General features: G+C 36.9%; 18 protein-coding genes, 4 tRNA genes and 1 riboswitch. Of the genes, 12 read left to right on the plus strand and 10 right to left on the minus strand.

All coding sequences use genetic code 11. The features are described from left to right. Nucleotides 1-80 precede the first annotated feature (80 nt). The 9 genes from BBH99_RS16145 (at nucleotide 81) to BBH99_RS16185 (ending at nucleotide 13,690) form a co-directional block, all read left to right on the plus strand. On the plus strand, nucleotides 81-1,004 hold the full coding sequence (locus BBH99_RS16145; RefSeq protein WP_066697982.1) for a hypothetical protein: 924 nt from the start codon (nucleotides 81-83) through the stop codon (nucleotides 1,002-1,004). A 4-nt stretch (nucleotides 1,005-1,008) separates the two neighbouring features. Further along, nucleotides 1,009-2,988 (plus strand): TonB-dependent receptor plug domain-containing protein, encoded by a 1,980-nt coding sequence (locus tag BBH99_RS16150; RefSeq protein WP_066697985.1) that lies wholly within the window; start codon nucleotides 1,009-1,011, stop codon nucleotides 2,986-2,988. Between the two features lie 27 nt (nucleotides 2,989-3,015). Continuing rightward, nucleotides 3,016-3,882, plus strand: coding sequence for an MbnP family protein (locus BBH99_RS16155; protein WP_066697987.1), 867 nt, complete (start codon nucleotides 3,016-3,018; stop codon nucleotides 3,880-3,882). Between the two features lie 13 nt (nucleotides 3,883-3,895). Beyond that, on the plus strand, nucleotides 3,896-4,915 hold the full coding sequence (locus BBH99_RS16160; RefSeq protein WP_066697989.1) for a cytochrome-c peroxidase: 1,020 nt from the start codon (nucleotides 3,896-3,898) through the stop codon (nucleotides 4,913-4,915). A 118-nt stretch (nucleotides 4,916-5,033) separates the two neighbouring features. Then, a riboswitch (cobalamin riboswitch) is annotated at nucleotides 5,034-5,220 on the plus strand. 59 nt (nucleotides 5,221-5,279) lie between these two features. Then, complete coding sequence (locus BBH99_RS16165) at nucleotides 5,280-7,376, plus strand: TonB-dependent receptor plug domain-containing protein (RefSeq protein ID WP_317041502.1); 2,097 nt, start codon at nucleotides 5,280-5,282, stop codon at nucleotides 7,374-7,376. Continuing rightward, nucleotides 7,373-8,509 carry a YncE family protein gene (locus BBH99_RS16170; RefSeq protein ID WP_066697993.1) on the plus strand — a complete coding sequence of 379 codons (1,137 nt, stop codon included), beginning with the start codon at nucleotides 7,373-7,375 and terminating at the stop codon, nucleotides 8,507-8,509. The genes BBH99_RS16165 and BBH99_RS16170 overlap by 4 nt, the downstream gene beginning before the upstream one ends. Before the next feature lie 15 nt (nucleotides 8,510-8,524). After that, a complete protein-coding gene (locus BBH99_RS16175; protein ID WP_066697995.1) occupies nucleotides 8,525-9,742 on the plus strand; it encodes a cell surface protein in 1,218 nt (405 codons plus the stop codon). Between the two features lie 38 nt (nucleotides 9,743-9,780). After that, nucleotides 9,781-12,021, plus strand: a complete 2,241-nt coding sequence (locus BBH99_RS16180) for a T9SS type A sorting domain-containing protein (RefSeq protein ID WP_066697997.1) — start codon at nucleotides 9,781-9,783, stop codon at nucleotides 12,019-12,021. A gap of 307 nt (nucleotides 12,022-12,328) precedes the next feature. Beyond that, complete coding sequence (locus BBH99_RS16185; RefSeq protein ID WP_066698000.1) at nucleotides 12,329-13,690, plus strand: hypothetical protein; 1,362 nt, start codon at nucleotides 12,329-12,331, stop codon at nucleotides 13,688-13,690. Between the two features lie 242 nt (nucleotides 13,691-13,932). On the opposite strand, the gene BBH99_RS16190 is transcribed toward BBH99_RS16185, so the two are convergent. From BBH99_RS16190 to BBH99_RS16230, 9 genes are all read right to left on the minus strand, one after another. After that, nucleotides 13,933-14,712 (minus strand): T9SS type A sorting domain-containing protein, encoded by a 780-nt coding sequence (locus BBH99_RS16190; protein ID WP_083188856.1) that lies wholly within the window; start codon nucleotides 14,710-14,712, stop codon nucleotides 13,933-13,935. Nucleotides 14,713-14,860: 148 nt separating this feature from the next. Beyond that, nucleotides 14,861-15,631, minus strand: a complete 771-nt coding sequence (locus tag BBH99_RS16195) for a T9SS type A sorting domain-containing protein (protein WP_066698006.1) — start codon at nucleotides 15,629-15,631, stop codon at nucleotides 14,861-14,863. A 243-nt stretch (nucleotides 15,632-15,874) separates the two neighbouring features. Continuing rightward, nucleotides 15,875-15,949, minus strand: a tRNA-Glu gene (locus tag BBH99_RS16200). A 65-nt stretch (nucleotides 15,950-16,014) separates the two neighbouring features. Further along, nucleotides 16,015-16,086 (minus strand) — tRNA-Glu (locus BBH99_RS16205). Between the two features lie 79 nt (nucleotides 16,087-16,165). Continuing rightward, a tRNA-Glu gene (locus BBH99_RS16210) sits at nucleotides 16,166-16,237 on the minus strand. Between the two features lie 9 nt (nucleotides 16,238-16,246). After that, the gene (gene rpsT, locus BBH99_RS16215) at nucleotides 16,247-16,501 is read right to left on the minus strand and encodes a 30S ribosomal protein S20 (RefSeq protein WP_002983073.1); all 255 of its coding nucleotides are present in this window, start codon (nucleotides 16,499-16,501) and stop codon (nucleotides 16,247-16,249) included. Between the two features lie 66 nt (nucleotides 16,502-16,567). Continuing rightward, nucleotides 16,568-16,888, minus strand: a complete 321-nt coding sequence (locus BBH99_RS16220; RefSeq protein ID WP_045491242.1) for a hypothetical protein — start codon at nucleotides 16,886-16,888, stop codon at nucleotides 16,568-16,570. Nucleotides 16,889-17,369: 481 nt separating this feature from the next. Then, a tRNA-Glu gene (locus BBH99_RS16225) sits at nucleotides 17,370-17,444 on the minus strand. A gap of 57 nt (nucleotides 17,445-17,501) precedes the next feature. Continuing rightward, a complete protein-coding gene (locus BBH99_RS16230) occupies nucleotides 17,502-18,788 on the minus strand; it encodes an N-acetylmuramoyl-L-alanine amidase family protein (protein WP_066698009.1) in 1,287 nt (428 codons plus the stop codon). A gap of 53 nt (nucleotides 18,789-18,841) precedes the next feature. On the opposite strand from BBH99_RS16230, the gene BBH99_RS16235 reads away from it, so the two are divergent. The 3 genes from BBH99_RS16235 to BBH99_RS16245 all read left to right on the plus strand — a co-directional run bounded on the left by BBH99_RS16235 (nucleotide 18,842) and on the right by BBH99_RS16245 (nucleotide 22,389). Beyond that, nucleotides 18,842-21,427 (plus strand): putative LPS assembly protein LptD, encoded by a 2,586-nt coding sequence (locus tag BBH99_RS16235; protein WP_066698011.1) that lies wholly within the window; start codon nucleotides 18,842-18,844, stop codon nucleotides 21,425-21,427. 126 nt (nucleotides 21,428-21,553) lie between these two features. Next, complete coding sequence (locus BBH99_RS16240) at nucleotides 21,554-21,934, plus strand: RidA family protein (protein ID WP_045491236.1); 381 nt, start codon at nucleotides 21,554-21,556, stop codon at nucleotides 21,932-21,934. Then, nucleotides 21,934-22,389 (plus strand): hypothetical protein, encoded by a 456-nt coding sequence (locus BBH99_RS16245; RefSeq protein ID WP_066698014.1) that lies wholly within the window; start codon nucleotides 21,934-21,936, stop codon nucleotides 22,387-22,389. The genes BBH99_RS16240 and BBH99_RS16245 overlap by 1 nt, the downstream gene beginning before the upstream one ends. A 72-nt stretch (nucleotides 22,390-22,461) precedes the next feature. Here the strand turns inward: BBH99_RS16245 and BBH99_RS16250 are convergent. Then, nucleotides 22,462-23,900 (minus strand): trypsin-like peptidase domain-containing protein (locus tag BBH99_RS16250; protein ID WP_066698016.1); only part of this gene is annotated, 1,439 nt, incomplete at its 5' end.

The raw sequence follows: 23,900 nt of genomic DNA on the forward strand, positions 1-23,900 counted from the left end.
GTGCCTTTTGTGGTAAAAAATCTTGAATGTTTCAGCATTCAAAGTATTTCTATTGTATTCTTTCAACTAAAAAATCAACAATGAAAATATATCAGATTTTCATAATGAGCCTTTTGTTGATGGCTGTTTCCTGCACCCTCGACAAAACTGATTATGAAAGCGAAATCAACACAGCCGTTCCGGAACATTACGAATTTAAAGAAGCCGCAAAAGTAAACACAGATGGTTATACCATAAGCATCGAGACATTAAACGGAACATTTTATCAGGGGTATAATGAAATCAGAGTAAAGATTACCAATACCCAGACCAACGAAAATATCAATGCTTCGGATGTTACTTTTCTACCCATCATGACAAAAACTGATGGAAGTAAAACTTCATGCCCTTATCAATATAATCTGAATTATAAAACGGAAGGGAAATATTATTCAGGATATTCTGTATTTACGGATAAAAGCAATATAGCAGCGAACTGGAAGCTTTATTTAAGTTTTACGATGAACCAAAAAATATATACGGTTAATAAAGATATTACCGTGAATGAACAGAGTAATAAAAACCTGAATATGACCTCATTTACAGGAAATGATGGTGAACAGTATTATATTGCTCTTATTTCCCCACAGAAGCCGGCAGTTGCAGAAAATAAACTGGTAGCAGGAATCTATAAATACCACAAACCTTCTGCTTCTCTGGGAACCTTTCCTGATCCTTCACAGTTTTCCTATTCAGAAGTGAAAGGATATACCTTGCAATTAGATCCAAGAATGCCGGAGCCTTCTATGGGAAACCATTCCTCTCCCAATAATAAAGATTTAATACAGGAGAATGATGGGTTGTATCATGGTGTGGTTAACTATACCATGACAGGAAACTGGACATTAAATTTTATCCTGTTAAATCAGAACGGAAAAATCATCAGGGGAACTAAGGTGTCTACTGATTTTACGCCAGGTGTTCCGGGAGCTAAAAGTGAACTGTTTATTGATACTTTATTCTAGTTCTATGAAACAGTTTGGAATGATACTGATGTTTTTGGGAATTCTAACCAATGCCCAAAACAGAAAAGCACGAAAAGACAGTATTACGCTTTTAGAGAAGGTAGAGGTAAAAAGAAACAAAAAGAAAATGGAAACGGATATGAAAATGTCTGTTTCTGTGGACGAATTTCTGGCCTCTTCAGACCAGATAAGCTTTATAAAACGGGGAGCATTTGCATGGGAACCTTTACTCAATAACATGAGCACAGAACGTTCTGTGGTTACCATTGACGGAATGCGAATTTTCGGTGCATGTACTGATAAAATGGATCCGGTGACTTCCTATCTGGAGAGTAACAATCTTTCAGCAATAGATATAAAATCAGGGCAGGAAGGAAGTTCTCATGGAGCTACAGTAGCCGGAAGTATTGATTTAAAAAGAAAAAGCACCCCTTTTGGTCTTGAAAAAAAGTGGAATGGCGCTTATCAGACAGGCTTTGAGTTTAATAATAAACAGTTTTTTAATCTGGGGAATATTTCCTATTCCGGGAATAAACTTGTAGTGGATGGAAGCATTTCCTTTCGGAAGGCAGGAAATTATGATGACGGAAATAACAATGAAGTCAATCATTCACAATATAATAAATTCAATACAGGAATTGGTATAGCTTATAAAACAAGCCCTTTATCTTCAGTAAGGGTAGATGCCATTTTTGATATGGCAAAAAATGTTGGATTTCCTGCATTACCTATGGATTTATGGCTTTCCAGAGCAATGATTACCTCAGCTTCTTATAAGCAGTTGTTTAAAGAAAGCCTGATTAAATCCTGGGATACCAAAATCTATTACAATACCATTGAGCATTATATGGATGATACCAAACGTCCTGAAAATCTTGTACACATGGATATGCCGGGATGGAGCACCACTTATGGACTGGTTTCTTCTTTGAATCTGAAAAAAGAAAGATATACTTCAGCTATAGAGCTCAATATGTACAATAATACCTCTATTGCAGAAATGCGGATGTATCCACAGGATAGAAAGAACAGAACCATGTTTGCGTACAGCTGGCCATGGGTAACAACACGCTTTGCAGGGCTTTCGATGAATAACAGCTGGGAAATATCAGATAAAAGCAAACTGAACGTTGGAGGATCTTTAGGACTGAACTATAATAAGTCCAAATATCCGGAGTTCAACTGGATTTTTCATCCGGGAGCATCTCAGCAAAAAACGAGAATCCTTCCCAGCTTACACGCAGGTTACCAATGTACAGAGAATCATTTTAGCTTTTCTGTTGGGACTGGTTATGGGCATAGAGCTCCTTCCGTTTCAGAAGGGTATGGCTATTATATCTACAATAGCTTTGACCGGTATGATTATGTCGGAAATCCGGATTTAAAAAATGAAATTTCCTATGAAACCAATGCCAGTGCAGGTTTTAAAAATGAAAAAATGAGTATTGAAGCCAAAGTAAACTACTTTTACATTCAGAATTACATCATCGGAAAAATTCTAAGCCTGGGAAGTCCCATGAATTACCAATCGGTAGGCGTGAAAGCTTATACTTCATTAGATCATGCCACACTTTTTAATATGGCTTTGAATGCAAACTATAATATTCTACCGGAACTCCATTGGAAGGGAACTTTAACTTATGCCCGTGGAAGAGATGATAAAGGGAAAAATTTACCTTTTATCCGTCCCTTGAGCTATTTGACTTCTCTACATTTTCACTACCACAATTTTGGAGCTCAGACCTCTGTAAACGGTGATTTTATCCAGCGTAATTACAGTCCTGAATATGGAGAAGATCAGACTCCGGCTTATGCGATCTGGAATTTCTCTGTGAACTATACTTTCAATATCAAAAATCTTAAAACTATTTTCCAGGTAGGCGCAGAAAACCTGTTAAACAAATATTACAGCACCTATGCAGATTGGGGAAATATCCCAAGAATGGGGCGTAATATCTATACTTCTTTACAATTTAATTTTTAATCAAAAACAACCACTAAAATTTTTACAATGCAAAACTTTAAAAAATATCTACTGGTATCTGCTTTTTCTTTAGGTTTAATTTCATGTCAGAATAGTGATGACAACCCTGTAGCCAATAATGTTACCCTTGAATTTAATAATACATTTAAGAATACAACCATTGTGCTTGGAGGATCCGCATCTGCTACTGCAACTACCAATATTTCTGCAGAAGGACAGGTTCACCACTTTTCAGAATTGAAATATGTCATCAGCAATATTCGTCTGATAAAAGCAGATGGTAATGAAGTTCCTTATAAAATTAATGACCTGGATCAGGGAGCTACAGTGATAGATCAGTCGAAACCGGAAACGCTTCGTTATATTTTAAGTAATATACCAGCGGGAGAATATAAAAGGATCAAATTCGGATTGGGAGTTAAAAGAGATCTGAATGTCCTGGATCAGGTCAGGTTTCCAAAATTCTATGCAACGGCAGGAGCTAATGATACGCAAATGATGTGGGAATGGGGTGCAGGGTATCGTTTTACCAAAATAGAAGGTTTCTATGGAACAGATAACAAACAGATGTCTATTCATACAGGAAGTACGATAAAAGGATCTGAAGGAAACTTCACTCAGGGAGTAGATGCTTACAGAGATATTACCTTAGACCTGCCTAAAAATGCAATAGTAGACAACAAAGCACCTAAAATTACTGTTAAAGCAGATTTTGATAAGCTATTGACGGGTAAGATCAATACCATTGTACTGGTTACGGGAACAGGATCAGATGGCAATGCCACTCCAAATATCCATACAGCCAATCAAATGATAAAGTTTGTGGATAACCTGGGCGGAAACGGTTCCAGTGATATTTCAGGGATGTTTTCAGTAAGTGGCGTTGAAAACTAGTTTTATATCAGCAATGGAAAAAGCACTAAGCATTTTAGCGATTTTTATCTTATTAATCTCTTGTAATAACGATCATTATGAGCCAATGCCGCTAGATAATCCTCAAATTTCACTTGATATTCCTTTAGGGTTTCCGGAACTCAATACTTCGGTGAATTCCAATAGGCCGACAAAATATGGAGTAGAATTGGGGAATAAGTTATTTCATGAAAAAAGGCTGAGTGCAGATAATACTATTTCCTGTTCCAGCTGTCATATTCAGGACAATGCTTTTGCTGATAACAATGCGCAGGCAATCGGTATTCAGAGCAGAGTAGGCCTAAGAAATGTACCGGCTATCCAGAATATGATGTTTATGAAGTTTTATAATTGGGACGGTAATATTCTTCAGTTGGAAAACCAGCCTTTGGTTCCTATTATCACTCATGAAGAAATGGGTTCTTCTATTTTGGAAGTTATAGGAAAAATAAAGGATGATGTAATGTATAAAGATTTGTTCAGAAAGGTATTTGGAGATGAAACCGTTACTCCGGAAAGGATTTATAAAAGTATTGCACAGTACGAATACACCTTGGTTTCCGCTAATAGCAAGTATGATAAAGTAAAACGAAATGAAGGGGAGACTTTTACAGAGAATGAAGCTCAGGGGTACAGGACTTTTCAACAAAAATGTGCAAGCTGCCATAGCACAGAGCTTTTTACCGATCAGAGTTTCAGAAATATTGGATTTCCTGTGAACACCAACACCAATGAAGCCGGACGTGGAAGAGTGACAGGGAAGCCGGAAGATTATATGAGCTTTAGGGTTCCTTCATTAAGAAATGTAGAATATACAGCTCCTTATGGAAGCTTCGGGCAATTTCCAACTTTAAGAGCGGTTCTTGATTATTTTGATAAAGGTGTTTTGAATGCAGATAACCTTGATCCTGTTTTTAAAAATAATGGAAACAGAATTCCTCTCACAGAACAGGACAAAACAAATCTTATCTTATTCATGAAAACCTTAAGCGACCCGGATTTTGTGAAAAAATAATCATTGATTATTCTATAAAATTCCTTGTTTAAATCCCGTTACAACCTAACGGGATTTTTCATGTTTATGTATTGATAATCATTTTATTCTGCATGACATTGTATCTGCCGGGAATTTTATATCTTTGCCGAAATTTGGTGAGCCGTAAAAAGCTCTTAAAAGGGAATCCGGTGAAAATCCGGAACAGACCCGCTGCTGTAAGCTCCGCACCAAAGTTTTTGAAGAATATATCCACTGTTTCTAAAAATGGGAAGGATTTCAAAAATGGAGTAAGTCAGAAGACCTGCCAGAATAAATAAACGTTTGACGCTTTCGTGGAATAAAGCTTAGGACTCCAATGATTCTGTGCAGTAATTGCTGTGCTTTGTCATTGCTTTTCTTATATCCATTAGCGTCATCATTATCCCTGAATGAGCTAATGGTGGCAAAACTGACTACATCTCAACTTCATAAAATTGTTTTCACAATAAGTGTGTTAACATCACAACTCCTGTTTTCTCAAACCAGGAAAAAAGATAGCATTAAAGGAGAAACTATAAAAGCGGTCAATATTTATAAAAAGAACTTTAAAGAAATCCTTCCGGCCCAGACTTTACAGGGAGAAGAGCTTGAAAGACTGAACAGTCATTCTGTTGCTGATGCGTTGAGGTATTTCTCAGGGGTTCAGATCAAAGACTATGGCGGAATGGGTGGTTTGAAGACCGTCAATATCCGAAGTATGGGAAGCCAGCATGTAGGCGTTTTCTATGACGGAATTCAATTAGGAAATGCCCAAAACGGACAGGTAGATCTGGGAAGATACTCTCTGGATGATCTCGAAGAAATTTCTTTGTACAACGGGCAGAAAAGTGAAATTTTCCAACCCGCAAAAGACTTTGGATCATCCGGATCGATTTATTTACAGCCAAAAACGCCAGTATTCACGGGAAACAGAAAAACCAATCTTACCATAAGAGCCAAAAGTGCTTCCATTGATTTATTTAATCCTTCTTTCCGGTTAGAACAAAAGATCTCAAAACGGATAGCAACGAGCTTCAGTGCAGAGTTTCTCCAAAGCGATGGTCTTTACAAATTTCGTTATAGCAGAAAATATCCCAATGGAGCCACAGCTTCGGATACTATTTCCAAAAGATATGATTCTGATATTAAGGCAAAACGTTTTGAAACATCTGTCAATGGAACGCTGAATAACGGAAGCTGGAACATCCGTGGTTACGGTTATATTTCAAACCGTGGTATTCCTGCACCTATTGTGAAAAACCGTTTTAAAGCAAGGGGGGCGAGAATGCTGGATGAAAATTATTTTGTACAGGCCAATTTCAGAAAAAAACTGTTTCCTAAATTTGAAACACAACTGAAGGCTAAGTTTGCTTATGACTACACTTATTTTAATGATACGGTAAGGTCTCAGGCACACTATCCTGCAAAAGATAGGTATATCCAACGGGAAGTTTATCTTTCGTCTTCCAATATATATTCTGTAAACTCCAATTGGGATGTGAGTGTAAGTGGAGATTTCCAGTACAATAATCTAGATGCTACTTTAAAAAACTTTTCTTATCCTACCCGTTATACAACCCTGGTTGCATTGGCTACTACCTATCAGTGGAACAGATTTAAATTCTTAGGAAGCCTGTTAGGGACATTTACTTCAGAAAAGGTAAAAATGAATTTCAAACCTGATGACAGAAGAGAATGGACCCCTGCTTTCTTTATGAGCTATCAGCCATCTTCAATCCCGGAACTTACCCTAAGAGCTTTCTATAAAAATATCTTCAGACTACCCACTTTTAATGACCTTTATTATACCAGTGTTGGCAATACTTTTCTGAATCCGGAATTTACCCACCAGTATGATGTAGGTTTTACCTATCAGAAAAAATATGATAAATCTTTATTCAAAGGGCTTTATGTAAAGGTTGACGGGTATTATAACAAAGTGACGGATAAGATTGTGGCCATCCCAACAACCAATATGTTCCGCTGGATGATGCTCAATCTTGGAAAGGTTGAAATTATGGGAGCAGACGTAAATGTTCAAACGGAATTAATGCTTGGGAATGTAAAATTTAGGCCTTTATTGGCTTATACCTACCAAAGTGCCCAGGATAAAACCATTACTAAAGGGTTTAAAGAGACCTATTATGGAGATCAAATCCCCTATACGCCAAGGCATAGCGGTTCTTTTACCCTGATGGCGGATTATAAAGACTGGAGTTTTAATTACAGTACAATCTATGTTGGGGAAAGATATGACGGACAGCAGGATAATATCCGCTATAACTATATTCAGCCCTGGTATACCCATGACCTTTCTGTCCAAAGAAAACTAAACCTTGCCGGGCATCCTTTTAAAATAAACCTTGAAATGAACAACGTCTTTAACCAATATTATGACGTTGTACTGAACTATCCCATGCCGGGAAGAAATTTCAGACTCACTTTAAACTTTACCCTATGAAAAAGCTAAACCTGTGTTTTTTATTTTCTGTATTCATTCTTCTTACGTCCTGCCGTACAGATGATACGGTGATTCCCATGGAAGTTGTGGAAGGCCTTAACCCTGTTGAAAAAACAACCATCAAAGGATTCTATGTACTGAATGAAGGAAATATGGGAAGTAATAAATGTACCCTTGATTTCTTTGATTATACCAAAGGAACCTATTTCAGGAATATTTACTCCGAAATCAATCCGAATGTTTTAAAAGAGCTGGGTGATGTAGGAAACGATATCAAGATCTACGGAAGCAAGATGTACATTGTAGTGAATGTTTCCAACACCATCGAAGTCCTTGAAGCGAAAACAGCCAAGCATATCAAATCCATTTATCTACAGAACTGCAGATATTTAACATTCAAGGATGGAAATGCTTATGCCAGCAGCTATGCCGGCCCTGTAGATATCAACCCATTAGCTCCCAAAGGAAAAGTTGTGGAAATAGACACTTTATCCTTGTCTATCAAAAGAGATGTAACGGTAGGATATCAGCCTGAAGAAATGGAAGTGGTCGGAAATCAGTTATTTGTAGCCAATTCCGGAGGATACATGGTTCCGGATTATGACAGAACCGTTTCAGTAATTGATCTGAATACTTTCACAGAAAAGAAAAAAATTGATGTCGCCATTAATCTTCACCGCCTTAAAAAAGACAATTACGGGGATCTGTATGTAACATCAAGAGGAGATTATTATAATGTTCCTTCCAATTTATACCTGATAGATGCAGCAACAGGAGCCATTAAAAAAGATTTTCATATTGCAGTGAGCGAAATGACCATCGTGAATGATAAGCTGTATTACTACGGAAATGAATTCAATTACAATACCCATTCCTATGTAAAAACATATGGAATTATAGATGTAAAGACAGAGCAGGTCATTTCCAACAGGATTATTGATAAGGAGTATGAAGACCTCATTAAAACACCATACGGAATTGCCGTAAATCCTATCACAGAAGACATTTATATTACAGATGCCCGAAACTATGTATCCATGGGGTTTGTATACTGCTTTGATAAAAACGGACATTTTAAATGGAAAACCGAAGGCGGAAATATCCCTGCCCACTTTGCTTTTTTATACAATTAAACAAAACTGATAGATATGAATAAAAAAACAATTAAGTATGTAGCAACCGGGTTTTTATCCCTTCTTCTAGCTGGGATGGTAGCCTCCTGTCAAAATGATGATGAGGTTACAGCGATTCCTACCGATCCGGAAGTAATTCCTCCTTCTTTTAAATTAGATACAGCTTATACCATTGAACGTTTCAGAGTATTGAGTATTCCTACCAATATTTCAGGAAAAGTTACCTGGAGTATTAAAGATTCCATTATTTCTGAAAATGCTGAACTGGAATTTATCAGTACCAAGGCCGCTACTTATCCTTTGACATTAAAGGTTGGAGCCAATACAATATTTCAATCCAAAATTGTAGTCACTAAAGAAGCCGGAACCCTGAGCAAATATATCTCCAAAGTATTTGATTTCCGTCCTGCTGTTGGCCAGTTCACGAATGATATTCCTGAATATGAGTTAGGCAATACCGAGGCAGATATGATTAAGAAGGCCAATAGTTATCTGGTAGGTTCCAACCCTTCAATGGTGAGCCTTGGAGGATATGGAGGCTATGTAGTGTTTGGTTTCGATCATACCATTCCGAATATGGAAGGAAGAGATTTTAAAGTGCTTGGAAATGCATTCTTCGGAAATTCTGCCAATGATCCCCGTTCAGGAAACTGTGAGCCGGGAATTATCATGGTGGCATACGACAAAAACAAAAACGGTAAGCCGGATGATAATGAATGGTATGAAATTGCAGGCAGTGAATACTTTAAAAATGAAACCCTGAAAAATTACGGGATCACTTACTTCAAACCTGATGAAAATAAAACCCCTGTACCTGGAAACGATAGCTGGCAATCTGATGTGGAATACATCAAATGGCAGGACAATACCGGAAATACAGGTTTTAAAACCAAAATGGTTTTCCATGCACAAAGCTATTATCCATTATGGCTGTCAGATGTATCCTATAGCTTTACAGGAACACTCCTTAAAAATAATTATTACGATCAGAGCGGGACTGGAAACTATTGGGTAGGGAAGTCTTATGATTTCGGCTATGCAGATAATGCTCCCAATAATGATGAAGCATCCAATATCGATATTTCCTGGGCTGTTGACAAGAACGGAAAATATGTAAAGCTTCCGGGAATCGATTTTGTAAAAGTTTACACCGGAGTAAATCAGGAAGCTGGATGGCTGGGTGAAGTATCTACAGAAGTAGCAGGAGCTTACGACTTGCATTTCAAAAAATAACAAACGTAACCTATATAAAATATATAAAATAAGTAAGAATGAAAAAGTTTTACCTTTTTACCGTACTTTTTCTGTTTGCATTTTTCACAAATGCCCAGATAAAAGTGCAGGGAGTACCCCGGGATGATATTTCGGTCAATACTCCTTTAACCACTACCAATATTACAAATACGATCAGTTTTTCTGATATCCAGTATTGGGTAGGAACAGGCTCCAATCAGGCAGCATTTGTGGTGCAGTGGAATGACAGCAAGAATCCTGATGCTCTGGTATGGGGATTCAGATGGGATGGAAATGCTACAGGAGAAGATATGCTAAAAGCGATTGCAAAAGCAGACCACCGATTTTTTACACTCTTGTATCCGGGAACTCCATACGGAACAGCTGTAGGCGGGCTTGGATTTGATCTGAATGAGCAAGATTCCAATGCACTTGTTAAAAATGGAAATGCAACGTATCCGCTGTATCCGGTGGATGGTGTTATAAAGACTACAGCTTATGATTTCGATGATTACACGGCAAAAGATATAAATGACCACTGGAACTCTGGCTGGAATAACGGGTTCTGGTCTTATATGGTGAAAGATCCGGCAGATCCTGACTTTGCTTCTTCAGGTTCCGGATCTACAGGACGTATCCTTCAAAACGGATCATGGGATGTATGGAATTACAGCCCTGCTTTTCAAACCCCTCCCATAGCTACTTTAACACCGGTTTCTCCTTATGTTGGTACGACCAGTTTTACCAATGGATTTTTTATGGTCAATGAAGACTGGTTCGGGCATGGTAATGGATCTGTTAACTTTATTGATAACAATGGGCAGATCAACTATCGTGCTTACAGCGCTGTAAATAATAACCATGCCTTCGGAGCTACTACATCACACGGAACCATTTATGGAGATAAATTCTATTTCGTTTCCAAGCAGGCTGCTGATGGTGGAGATACCCAATATACACCGGGAGGAAGATTAGTAGTGGCTAATGCCAAGACCTTACAGAAAATTGCAACATTTAATACCATTGGAACAGCAGACGGAAGATCCTTTCTTGGGGTTAATGAACATAAAGGATACATCGGAACATCTAAAGGAATTTATTTATTTGATATCGATAATCTGCAGGTAGGAAGCCTAATCAATGGAACAGCTACTGCACAGATAGGAAATATGATCCGTACTTCAAAATATGTTTTTGCGGTGAATCAAACGGCAGGAATCCATATTATTGATCCTAATACAGATACGGTTATCAATACCATCGCAGGTTCTTTCCATTCTATTGTTCAGGCTAAAGACGGAAGTATCTGGGCCATCCAGAGCCAGAAACTAGCCAATATTGATCCCGCGACTTTTGCAGTTCAATACTATAACATTCCAAATTCAACCTATTCAGGTTCATGGGGAGCATGGAATGCAGGAAGTTTTACAGCAAGTAATACTGAGAATACTTTGTATTGGATGAAAGCAGGAAATCAGATTGCAAAATTTGATGTTACCGGCAAAGTATTCAATGAAACATTTATTACACTACCTGGACAGTCAGGAACTTATAAACAGATTCCTTACGGTGCAGCACTACGTGTAAACCCGGCTAACGGAAATCTTGTTGCCAATACTACAGAAAGCGGATATGGAGCTCATTTCCAGAAGAATTGGATTCATACATTTAATGCAAGCGGGACCCTTATTGATACCAAAGTCTTGAATGATTATTATTGGTTCCCTTCAGTAGCAGTTTTCCCGGATAATACAGCCCCAGTGATAAGCAATACTTTCCCATCACAGGTTGCAGCCTCCGGTATTACAGCTATTGATCTGAAAACTTTGGTTTCTGACGAAGACAGCTTTGGATCTTCTATTGTAAAGACAATTAAATCAAATAGCAATCCATCAGTAGTTTCTGCTGATATCAATGTTAATGAAGAGCTGGTACTTACTCCGATAGGTTTTGGAACTGCTGATATTGTAATCAGTTTCAATTCAAACGGGAAAGTGGTAGAAAAAACACTTAAAGTAAACAGTACTACTTCTACATTAGCTACAGCAGAGGTTAAAAAGATTGAATTCAGCATTTATCCAAATCCTGTTACAGACATTCTGTATATCAAAACACAGGAAAAAGTGGTAAATGTTTCCATTTACGATATTTCAGGTAAACTTATCAATACCCAGTACAATAATGGGCAGGTAAATGTAAGCACATTACCAAAAGGGATGTACATTCTAAAAGCAACAACTGATAAAGCTGTATACCAGCAAAAACTGATTAAAAATTAATTTTAGCATAGCTAATTTTTGTTTCACTCTGACCCGGTCCAGAAATTGGCCGGGTTTTTTATGAAGAAATCGGAAGTGTTTTTTTAGTACCATCAAAAAAGATAAAAAATTGATGTTTTTATTCTAAAATTTATAGGACATTTTTTGGAAAAAAATCAGGACTTACACCCTTTCGGTTATTGAGGTTGTAGAGTCCATGTAGAGTGTTTGGAGTACGATGGATATTATAACTGTTGTATCTAAGGTGTATGTGTATTTTTGGAGATCGAGGTACCGAAAATATACTTTTGCTACAAAATCAAACCAAATGAAAAACAGAAAAAATTATTTATTATCCTTGATATTCTTTGCGAATATTGTATTCTCTCAAGTAGGTATAGGTACGGCCAACCCCAGGGGTGCGTTAGACATCAATAAAGAAACCACCAACAATATGGGGTTGGTTCTTCCTACCAATGCCGATCCTAAAAATATGATCAATCCCAAAGGAGGAGATGTTGCGATAGGAACAATTATGTATGATTCCACACTGAGCTGTGTAAGGGTTTTTAAACCTACAGGATGGTCCAATTGTCTTTGTGACCAATGTAGCCCTACACCTGGCCCTGGTTTTACTTTAGACTGTTCCAGTGGAACCCTTAGCGGAACTTTTACTGCAGGAACTCAGGCCAATGGCACTAAAGTAATTAATTACACCAATGCAACAGGTCAATCATATCCAGGTATAGCAGCCACCTCTTCGGGAGTTTCAGGCCTTGTGGCTTCGGCAGGTGCTGGTACTTTGGCGAATGGCAGCGGAAGTATCTCCCTTAATATTTCCGGAAATCCGTCTTCTTCGGGGACAGCATCATTTACCATCAATGTGGCAGGTCAGTCTTGTAGCTTTTCTGTGAATGTAAATGCGGGCGTGATTCCCAAAAGAGTAATCTTATCTTTAGGAGGTGGGATGTATACTCCTAATCCGGGGAATACAACAGCACCTACAACAATATTGCAGTCATCAGCAAATTTCAGTCCTACGGGAACTGTTCCATCGCAGGGATTTGATATTAAATCTGTAGGAACAGCAGCAGGAAATCTTGCAGCAAACATAGCCACATACAATCCGTATATGATTATTTTCACCTGGGATTATTCTTCTAATGCAGCAGATGCTCTGGCTCTCAAAAACTATCTGGATAAAGGGGGTAGAGCAATGATTTTCTTACAACAAGCTCAACCCAATCAATTATTAAATCAGATATTTGGCGGAACCACTACCAATAATGCTGCTACCGGAACTGGTCTTGTAAAACCCATAGCTAATCTCAGCCATCCTATCCTTAATGGCCCGTTTGGCGATGCAAGAGGAAAACTGGTGGGAGATGATAATGATGACTCCAGCTCTTATACGAATGTTAATATCAACAGTTCCAATGTTGATATTATCTCCACAAACAATGGCCAGATGGTAGGTTTCATTCATAAGACATACAAACTCTTCTTCTGGGGTGACGGTGGATTTCCATTAGGAGCGGTAAGTAATACCTCTGCAGCATCATATCCGGCAGGCATAGACTCCTCCGGGAAGCCTCTCCCGAAAACCAATTTTGGTACCGGTGCATCAGCTTCATCAGCAGTGTACAACAGTATTTTATACGCCAATGCAGTTGCATGGATGATGCAGTAAATAAAGTTAACATTCCTATTAATATTTGTTTGGGCACTGGAAATCTTAAAACAGTTTTGGTTTAACATCACAAGTCTATTTTAAATTGTACACAAGTGCGGATAAGGCAGGTTTTCATTAACCTGTCTTATTTTTGTATTAATTTTTAAAGATGTCAATAATTGATAATGCTGTATTTACAGTATATATAGAAAAAGCGGCAGGCTTTTTTTTAGCCTGCCGCTTATGGCATGTTGAATTATTTATTTAAGTAAAACCTTACTTGAATGCGTTTTCCCGTCCTTAGTCTGAAGTTTTATAATATAAAGTCCTTCAGGCTGGTTGGTTTCAAACGTATTGGAATTTAATTTGGTACGGAATACCTCTTTTCCGGATGTGTTGATAAGAGTAACCTCTGACCCTTCCACTTTTAAATTTTTATCCAGAGTAACCTGACCATTTTGACCGTGGGCCATAAAACTGATGAAAGGATCTCTGTATTGATATCCGTAATATACTCTAAGCTCACCACCTAAACTTAATAAACCAGCATTTACGTTGATCTTAATACGGTCATAAGGCTTGTTCATCGTAAGCTCAATTTCCCCTCTGCTTGGATCATCGGCCCCAAGCTTTAAAATATCATTGTTCAGGTTTTGATAATCATTGTTAGAAACATCTCCATTGAATGTTTCAATGGATACGCCGCCTAATACCTGCGCATTTAATGGAGTTCCGTTTGAACCGATACCAATAACCAACTTATTGGTGTAAGCGCTGTTAGGGAAAATCAGTGTTTGTTCAGTACGTGCCAATAAACCAATGGATACCTGTAAAACAGAATAATCAGCTTCGTTAGGGCCAACTGCATTCAATGGATTCACAACTCCACACCCAATGCATACGCCATGCACCTGATTTGTTTGGGCACTTGCATAATATTTTACAATTTGTGCAAATGACATGTTACTTGCTAGAAACAATAAAGAAGCGAAAACGGCAGTCTTAATACTGCGTGGACTCAATAATAAATTAGTTTTCATATATAAAAATTTTGATTTTTAGTTTTTTGTAAATTTATAAATAAAATAATTATGTTGAATAATTTATTTCAGTTTTTTGTGATTTAATAAAAATTGATTTTCATAAACAGTTTTTTTAGTTTTTAAGTTAATCGTATTTTTACTTCACTTACTTAATAAGGATTTTCTTAGAATATATTTTTCCTTCTTTTGTTTGAAGCTTCATTATGTAAACTCCTTCAGGCTGATTAGAATCAAATGTGTTATTTCTGAGTTTTGAACGATGAACCTCTTTTCCTGAAACATTTGTTAAGGAAATCTCAGAACCTTCTACATCAATATTTCCATTTATAGTAATCTGTCCATTCTGGCTATGGACTAACAGGTGAATGAGTGGGTCCTGGTAGGCATAATAAATTCTGAATCCGCCACCAAGGCTTAGCACTCCTCCGGTTAATCCAATTCTTATTCCGTCATAAGGTTTTGTAGGCTTGAACTCTACTGTACCTCTGTTTGGGGTTGCTCCCAGCTTTAGAAGGCTTATATCTATTGTTCTGCGGTCTTCGTTAGAAGTCCCTCCGTTCATTGTTTCAAGGGTTACACCACTCAATAATTGTACGGATAAAGGAATGTTATCCGTTCCGATTCCTACAACAAGCCTTGTGTCGGCTCTAAGATCCGGAAAAATTAATGTCTGCTGAATTCCGCCTAATAAAGCTGTTCCTAATACCATTGTTGAATAATCATCCTCATTTCCTCCAACAGCATTTAACGGATTATCCACACGGCAGCCTAAGCATGCTACTCCAAATACACCCGAGCTTTGAGCATGAGCATATATCCTGTCCTGTCCAAATAAAAGGTGAGTGGAGAATAAGCAGAATGCAATTAAAGCGCTTTGAAAGGAGAGTTTGTCTCTCAAAAGTAAATTAAATTTCATGTTATTAATTTTTAGATGAATAGTTTTATTCAAATTTAAGGAATAAAAGAGCTCCAAAAAATAATATTTCCAAATTTGGTGATATTTTTAATAAAATTTAATATTCCTCAAGATAATTAAATCAAATATGTTTTTTATCAATAAGGGGAGTTGGAATTTTGAAAATATTGAAAGAAAAGAATTCCGAAGTAAGATGGAAAAGGGGATGAAAACAAAAAAAAGGACTTTTTTTAAAGTCCTTTTTGGTAGCCCGTAGGGGAATCGAACCCCTCTTACCAGAATGAAAATCTGAGGTCCTAACCGATAGACGAACGGGCCCTCTATCTTCCACTACCGAAATAGTGTGTTAGCTTTTGTTTTTATAAGTATCAACTCTTAGTTTGTAGCCCGTAGGGGAATCGAACCCCTCTTACCAGAATGAAAATCTGAGGTCCTAACCGATAGACGAACGGGCCGGTTAGTTGTGTGAAGTAATAGCTTTCTACTTTGTTTTTAAAAACCACTGTAAAAGTTCAGTGGTTTTTAAAAATTAAGTAGCCCGTAGGGGAATCGAACCCCTCTTACCAGAATGAAAATCTGAGGTCCTAACCGATAGACGAACGGGCCGCTATACTTTTACGCTAATTTATTAACGTGCTTTGTTAATTTGCTTTTTAAGTTAGCCGCTTTGTTTTTGTGGATAATATTTTTCTTAGCTAATTTATCCAATAAAGCGATAACTTTTGGCAGTTGCTCTGTTGCAGCAGCTTTATTCTCCTCATTTCTTAAGGCTTTCAATGCTGTTCTAGCAGTCTTGTGATAATATCTATTACGAAGTCTTCTAGTCTCGTTCTGTCTGATTCTCTTTAATGCTGATTTATGATTTGCCATATCGTTCAAATGTGAGTGCAAAACTATAAACTTTTTTTTAAACTACCAAATTTATTTTGAAAAAATTTAATTTTCTTCTGAAAGGTACTTTCTAAGCTTATCTATTGCTTGTTCTATTTTTAAATTTTCCTGTTCTTTTTCTATTTTTTTGATCGTGTTTCCCAACATGATCAGTGCGTTGTTCCATTCTCCAGTCGTATTGGTGAAAGTAAGTCCGTCTATTGTTACTTCAAAAGCAACCCTTTCTCCTGTCCTGTAAAGTCTGAAACTTATTTTATCATCCTTGCCTGTAATCCCTTCTTCATTGATTTGTAAATCATAACTTTTTGGGTTAGAGTGGATTTTCTTAAAAAGCAATTTTGCTTCTTGTATTTTTAAATCCGGCATGATATAAAATTTGATAATCTGTAGTTTCCTACAGACTGAGGGTTATCAATAATATTTTTCATCAGTGTAACCATATTGGCATGACCAATTATGGTTAAATTTATTAAAAAATTTTTGCAAATATAATGCTTTTATGACACATAACATAAACAGAGTGGTTTTTTAGAGTAAAAATCATGATATTTTTATCTGAATAACAATAAGTAGTTTAATACCAGTATATTATTATTTGAAATTTTTGTGCCCAATTTTAAAACTTAATTAGAAATATCAAGTGAATACGCTGGAATGAAAAACGTATTCTTATTTTACATTGGAGTTGTTAGCAGAAAAATGCCTTTAGCTATCTGATAGATGAGTTTTGTTAAAGATGTTTATCCGTGTGATTTCTCTGAGGGATTTCGATTAATAAGAAAACAAATCACTAAAATAGATTAATGATAAAATAAAAAAGAGAAACGATATTTATCGTTTCTCTTTTTGGTAGCCTATAGGGGAATCGAACCCCTGTTGCAAGAATGAAAATCTTGAGTCCTGACCACTAGACGAATAGGCCAAATTTTGAGGTTGCAAAAGTAGAAAAAGCTTTTGAAACTTCAAAATTATTTTTTAGTTATTTATAAACTTTTTGAATCACGGTATTTTTAATTCCTTTGGCCTCAACCTCTTTCTGTAATTTTACCGCATCTTCCAATGTATAAACCTTTCCATAAGTATAATAGAAAACACCATTGTCTTTCTCTCTTTCCACATCTTTAAGGTTCTGAAGGATGTATGAATTTCCATTCAGTTTTTCGCCGGTATATACCTCCAATGTATAATACCCCATACTTATTCTCTGGTTAGGCATAAATCCTACCGCAAATGCATTCCTGAATCCTGCATCTTTGGCTGTTTTAAGATTAATATCTTTTACAGAAGCCATATTGGTTACTGCATAATAGTATTTGTATTGCCCGTTTTCTTTTAGAGTAAGAATATAGTTCAACCCTTTCAACGCAGGGTCGTTTTCATTATATTTTGTAGGAGAACTCATCAGCAATATTCTGAAATCATTCTTCAGTGGAGTTTCTGCTGGTTTTTCAGGTTCCGGTTTTTTAGCCGTAAAGGATCCGCCTGTTTTTCTGTCGATTGCTTTTTTATAATCAATGATGGCATTATAGATACTTTCTGCAATTTCAGTCTGACCTTTTTCAGAGGCTATATAATGGCTTTCTTCAGGATGGTTGATAAAACCTGTTTCTATCAGTACAGAAGGCATGGCATTCATTCTAAGAACGTGAAGGTTTTTCTGGAAAACACCTCTTGAAGATCTTTTATCTTTATTTACAAAGTTATCTTCTACCAATCCACCTAAAAGAAGACTTGATTCCAGGTATTTACTCTGCTGCAGCTTCAATGCAATTAAAGATTCAGGAGAATCAGGATTATAAGACCCAAATATTTGTTTGTCTTTTTCATCCAGGTAAATCACGTCGTTTTCTCTTTTGGCAACTTCCAGGTTCTCATTGTTTTGGTTAGGTCCCTGTACATAAGTTTCTGTACCATAAGCTGTAGGTCTTGCAGAAGAATTACAGTGAATGGATATAAATAAATCCGCCTTGCTTCTGTTGGCAAGATTTGTTCTGTCCGATAGGGAAGGGTATTCATCAATCTTTCTGGTATAGATTACTTTGAAATCCCTGTTTTTTTCAAGCATGGCTCCTACCTTTAAAGTAATAGCAAGAGTAATGTCTTTTTCTGCTATTCGTCCAATATCTGAATAAGTCCTGTTGGCTCCGTGATCACTTCCTCCGTGTCCCGCATCAAGAACTAGTGTGAACTTCTTTTGAGAGAAAATAAAGTTACTGATTAAGAGAAGGAGAAATGATAAAATTATTTTAAAATTTTGTTTGTGCATCTTACAGTTATAAAAATTATATTAATTTTGGGCCTTAATTATATAGAATAAAATTGGCCAAAACCGTCCTCAAAAATATATTACAAATTTTAATTATCCTAATTTTTAACAATTTTTTAGCACAGAAAACCCCTGAAAAATTGCCTAAAAATACGGTTAAAGATACTATTTCCAAAAAGGATACCATTGTTGCTAAAAAAGAAGCTTTGGATGATGTACTTCAAACAAAAGCAGATGATCAGCGACGTGATATTCCTAAAAAAATGACATTCCTTAATAAGAATGCCCAGGTAAAATATCAGGATATGCAGATTGATGCGGATTATATTTCCATTGATGATAATAAAAACCTGATCTATGCCAGAGGAAAACTGGATTCTTTAGGAAAGATCATAGAGCCTGTAGTGACTACTCAAGCCGGAAAAAAGTACGAAACCAACGAATTTAGCTATAATACGAAAACTAAGCAGGCCATTGCTTTTAATGCAAGAACAGAGGAAAGTGAAGGTGTGATTATAGCCCAGAAAACAAAAAAATACAACGATTCGGTGTTTGCTATGAGAAAGGCAGATTATACCACCGATGAGTATTTTGTGAAGAAAAAAGATACGGCAGCGGATTATTTTATGCGAGCTTCCAATATCAAGCTTATAAAATCAAAAAATAAATCTCAAATCGTTACAGGGCCTATTCAAATGTACATAGAACAGGTTCCTACGCCACTTGTTATGCCTTTTGCCATATTGCCGTTCTCAGATAAAAGAGCAGCCGGTATTTTGATCCCTAGTTTCGGAGAAAGGGAAGATGTAGGTTTCTTCCTGAACGGTATCGGGTATTACCAGCCGATTGGAGAACATTTTGACCTTAAAGTATTGGCGGATATTTATACCAAAGGAAGCTGGAACCTGCGGCCACAGATGAATTATCAGAAAAAGTACCGCTATTCCGGAAGTTTCAATGCAGACATTGGAACAATGGTAAGAGGAATCAAAGGACTGGATGATTATACTAAAAACAGTACTTATAGAATCAGCTGGTCACATGCTCAGGATTCCAAAGCTAATCCTTTCCTTACATTCAGTGCATCTGTGGATATTGTAAGCACAAAGTTTTATAATAATCCACTTAACAACAACTATATTTTCAATCAGAATGTATTGAATACTCAGCAAAATTCAACAATAACTCTTACGAAAAGATTTCTGAAACTGCCGGTAACGATTACTGGAACGGCATCTTACTCTCAGAACTTTGCAACAGGGCTGGCAGATCTTCGTCTTCCACAAATGAATGTGGCTGTGAATCAGTTTTATCTGTTTAAATCAAAATCAGGAGTTAGACAAGGGCTTATTGAAAATATTACCGTAAATACAGGTTTTAACCTTACGAATTTTGTGAACACTCAGGAAAATGAATTGTTCAAAAAAGAAATGTGGGATAAAATGCAGACAGGGCTTAAGAACAATATTGCTTTAGCTACCAATACTACTTTAGCCAAATATTTTACATTCAGTTTAAGTGCTAATATTGATAATGCTTTAACTACGAAAACATTAAACAGGTATTATGATCCTGTAAAAAATGTAACCGTAGATGAAATTAATAAAAAATTTGCAGGATATTCTTCATTCTCAACCACAGCGAGTCTTCAGACTACATTGTATGGGATGATGAAATTTAAGAAAGGATCAATTATAGAAGCGGTGAGACATATGGTAACTCCAAGTATCGGGTTTACTTACTCTCCGGACTTTTCAAGTCCTAATTTCGGATATTATAAGAATTATTATAATGCTTCCGGGGCGCTTACTCCTTATTCTATTTTTGAAAAAGGGATCATTGGCAGCCCATCAAACAGCTTGGTAGGTGCTTTAGGTTTCAATATCGGAAACAATATCGAAATGAAGGTAAAATCTAAAAGTGATTCTACCGGAGTAAAAAAAGTGAAAATCTTCGAATCTTTAAACCTTTCGGGAAGCTACAACTTTGCTGCTAAAGATCACCCTTGGTCTATTTTCACTATTAACGGGCAGTCTTCATTCTTTAATAATAAACTTACAGTGAATACAAGCCTTTCTCTTGATCCATATAAAATTGAGTTCATTCCGGGACAAGATCAGGGGATCAGAACTGAGAAGTTTGGTGGATTCAGTGTACAGGGATTCAATGTTCAGCTATCTTATCCTTTAAGCAGCGAAATATTCGGAGAAAAAACAGATTATGCTAAGAAATATTCTTCAAAAGGAGAGATCAGAAATGAGAACTATTATTTTGATGATGATAACTATGCACGCTTCGATCAGGCATGGACTTTGAATATTAATGCCAATTATGCTTACTCAAAAGGTCTCAACAGATTCGGAAGTAAAATTGCTTCCATAGGTTTGGATGGAAGTATTAAGCTTACTCCCTACTGGAATGTTACCGGAAGTACCCATTATGACCTGGTGACTAAAGAATTGGCCTATACAAGAATTGGTTTTTCAAGAGATCAGCGAAGTTTTACCATTAATTTTAACTGGGTGCCTTTTGGACAATATAAAGTGTATGACTTCTTTATCGGGATCAAAGCCAATATCTTAAGCGATGCATTGAAGTATAAAGACAGAAGCTTTACACAGCCAAATGCACCTTTCTAATATCAGATTGGCATTTGACAATATAAATTTTATATTTGCAACCAAATAAATCTAACGAGATTATCATGAAATTGCTTAACTTATGGTTGGCAATGGAGATGGTCTTACAAAAAATAAATATCCATTATGAAACAGATAATCAACACGGTGAATGCACCTGCAGCTATCGGACCTTATTCACAAGCCAATATGGCGAACGGAGTTTTATATATCTCCGGACAGATCCCTGTAGATCCTGCAACGGGTAAATTGGTAGAAGGAATAGAAAAGGAAACGCATCAGGTAATGAAGAACCTTGAGGCTATCCTTACTGAAGCTGGAATGACTTTTAAAAATGTTGTAAAAGCAACCATCTTTCTTAAGAGTATGGATGACTTTGCAGTAATGAATGATATTTATGCTTCTTATTTAGATGCAGAAAGCTACCCGGCACGTGAAACTGTTCAGGTTTCTTGTCTGCCTAAAAATGTGGATATTGAAATTTCTATGATCGCACATCAGGATTAATGAACTTTATAAGAAATACATTTGCGGTATTGGTAGGTCTTGGGATCACAGGGCTTATAATTACTCTTGGTATAAGGGCTTTCCCGCAATGGGTTACTTTCGAAGCTTTTGCTCCGTTCGAGCACTGGCAGAGATTTCTTTTCAGTATGAAAGACGATAAGGCCTTTTTTGGCTTTCTTTTGTTTATTTCCGGACTGGGAACTACCATTGGTGGAGTAGCAACGGCAATCATCGTTAAATATGCTAAAGTGGCATATGCTATTCTGATCGGTTTCATCATGCTTTTCATCGCTATGCTGGATGTTATTATTTTTCCTTATCATCCTACATTTTATAAGATTTCAATCTTCCTTACCTTTTTCCCTTTTTCCTGGATTGGAGGTAAGATTGTTGAAGTGATCTATGAGCGGAATAAAAAGAAAAGAATCGCTGAGAAAATGAATAAACCTAAGTAAAGAATAAAAAAACGCTGCAAATATTTGCAGCGTTTTTCTTTGATATGAAAATAACTATTGTTCTGTTATTGATTAAGGCATTTTAAATCCTTTTGTATACATTCTTCCGTAGTCATCCACAAATTTCACCTGTACATTTCCTTGGTATTTGCTAAGGATATTTTCGATGTCTTTTTGTGAGTTTACCGGTTTCCCATTTACTTCAATGATGATATAGTTGTCTACGATTCCGATTTTAGCCATTTCGCCACCTTCAGATACATTTTTAGTAACAACACCACTATTTAATCCATATTCAGTTTTGAATCTTTCGTTAAGAGGATCAAATTCGGCTCCGATTTTTTCCGTTACACTAAGGTCTGCTTTGGTTCTTGTAGAGGTACCACCCTTCTGGTCTCTTAAAGTTACACTTGTTGTTGCTTCTTTACCATTTCTTGAATATGTTACCTGAACCTTATCCCCAGGACGTTTGCTTCCGATTGACATAGAAAGGTCTGCAAAATCAGTGATATCATAATTATCAATTTTTGTAATGATATCTCCTTTTTTCAGTCCTGCATCTTCTGCACCACTGTTATCACCAAATCCTGTAACATACACTCCGCTACCTGATTTAATATTAGTTTTGAATTGTCTGTTATAAGCCTGAACTTGCTGATCATTGGAAAGATCTAATGATGAAACCCCTAAGAATCCTCTCTGTACGATACCGAATTTCTTGATGTCCTCAACAATTTTTCTTGCCAGGTTAGATGGTACAGCAAATCCGTATCCCTGATAATATCCTGTTGTAGACTGAATTGCAGAGTTGATACCGATAAGTTCTCCATTAGTATTTACCAAAGCTCCTCCGGAGTTCCCTGGGTTGATAGCCGCATCCGTCTGAATGAAGCTTTCAATTGGGTTGCTTGCTTTCCCCTGGCTTCCTAAAATCCCAATTCCTCTTCCTTTAGCAGAAACAATACCTGCCGTTACAGTGGAATTTAATCCTAGTGGATTTCCTACTGCCAATACCCATTGTCCAACATCAATATTGTCAGAGTTTGCAAAATTTAGATAAGGAAGTCCTTTCTCTTCAATTTTTAATAAAGAAATATCTGTATTAGGATCGGTTCCTACTAGAGTTGCGATATATGATTTTTTGTTGCTCAGGACCACTTCCAGTTTATTAGCACCAGCTACTACATGGTTATTTGAGATGATATACCCGTCAGGAGAAATAATGACACCAGAACCCATTCCTGAAGGCATATTGTCCGGAGTCTGCTGTTGTTTTTGCCTTTGCTGGCCTCTTCCTCCGAACGGATCTCCGAAGAAATAATCGAACAGATCCTGTTCAGTAGCTCTGCTTGCCGTTCTGCTTTGGTAATTTTTAATGGTAACTACAGCCGGAACAGTTGTTTTAGCTGCTTTCACAAAGTCATCACCCACTGCACCCGTATTCATTCCTGCGAATGTTGTGTTAGGGGCCGATGTTGTGAAAAATGATTGATCTCCATTATTGGAGCCGT

It is taken from the genome of Chryseobacterium contaminans (genome assembly GCF_001684955.1).
GTDB lineage: Bacteria > Bacteroidota > Bacteroidia > Flavobacteriales > Weeksellaceae > Chryseobacterium > Chryseobacterium contaminans.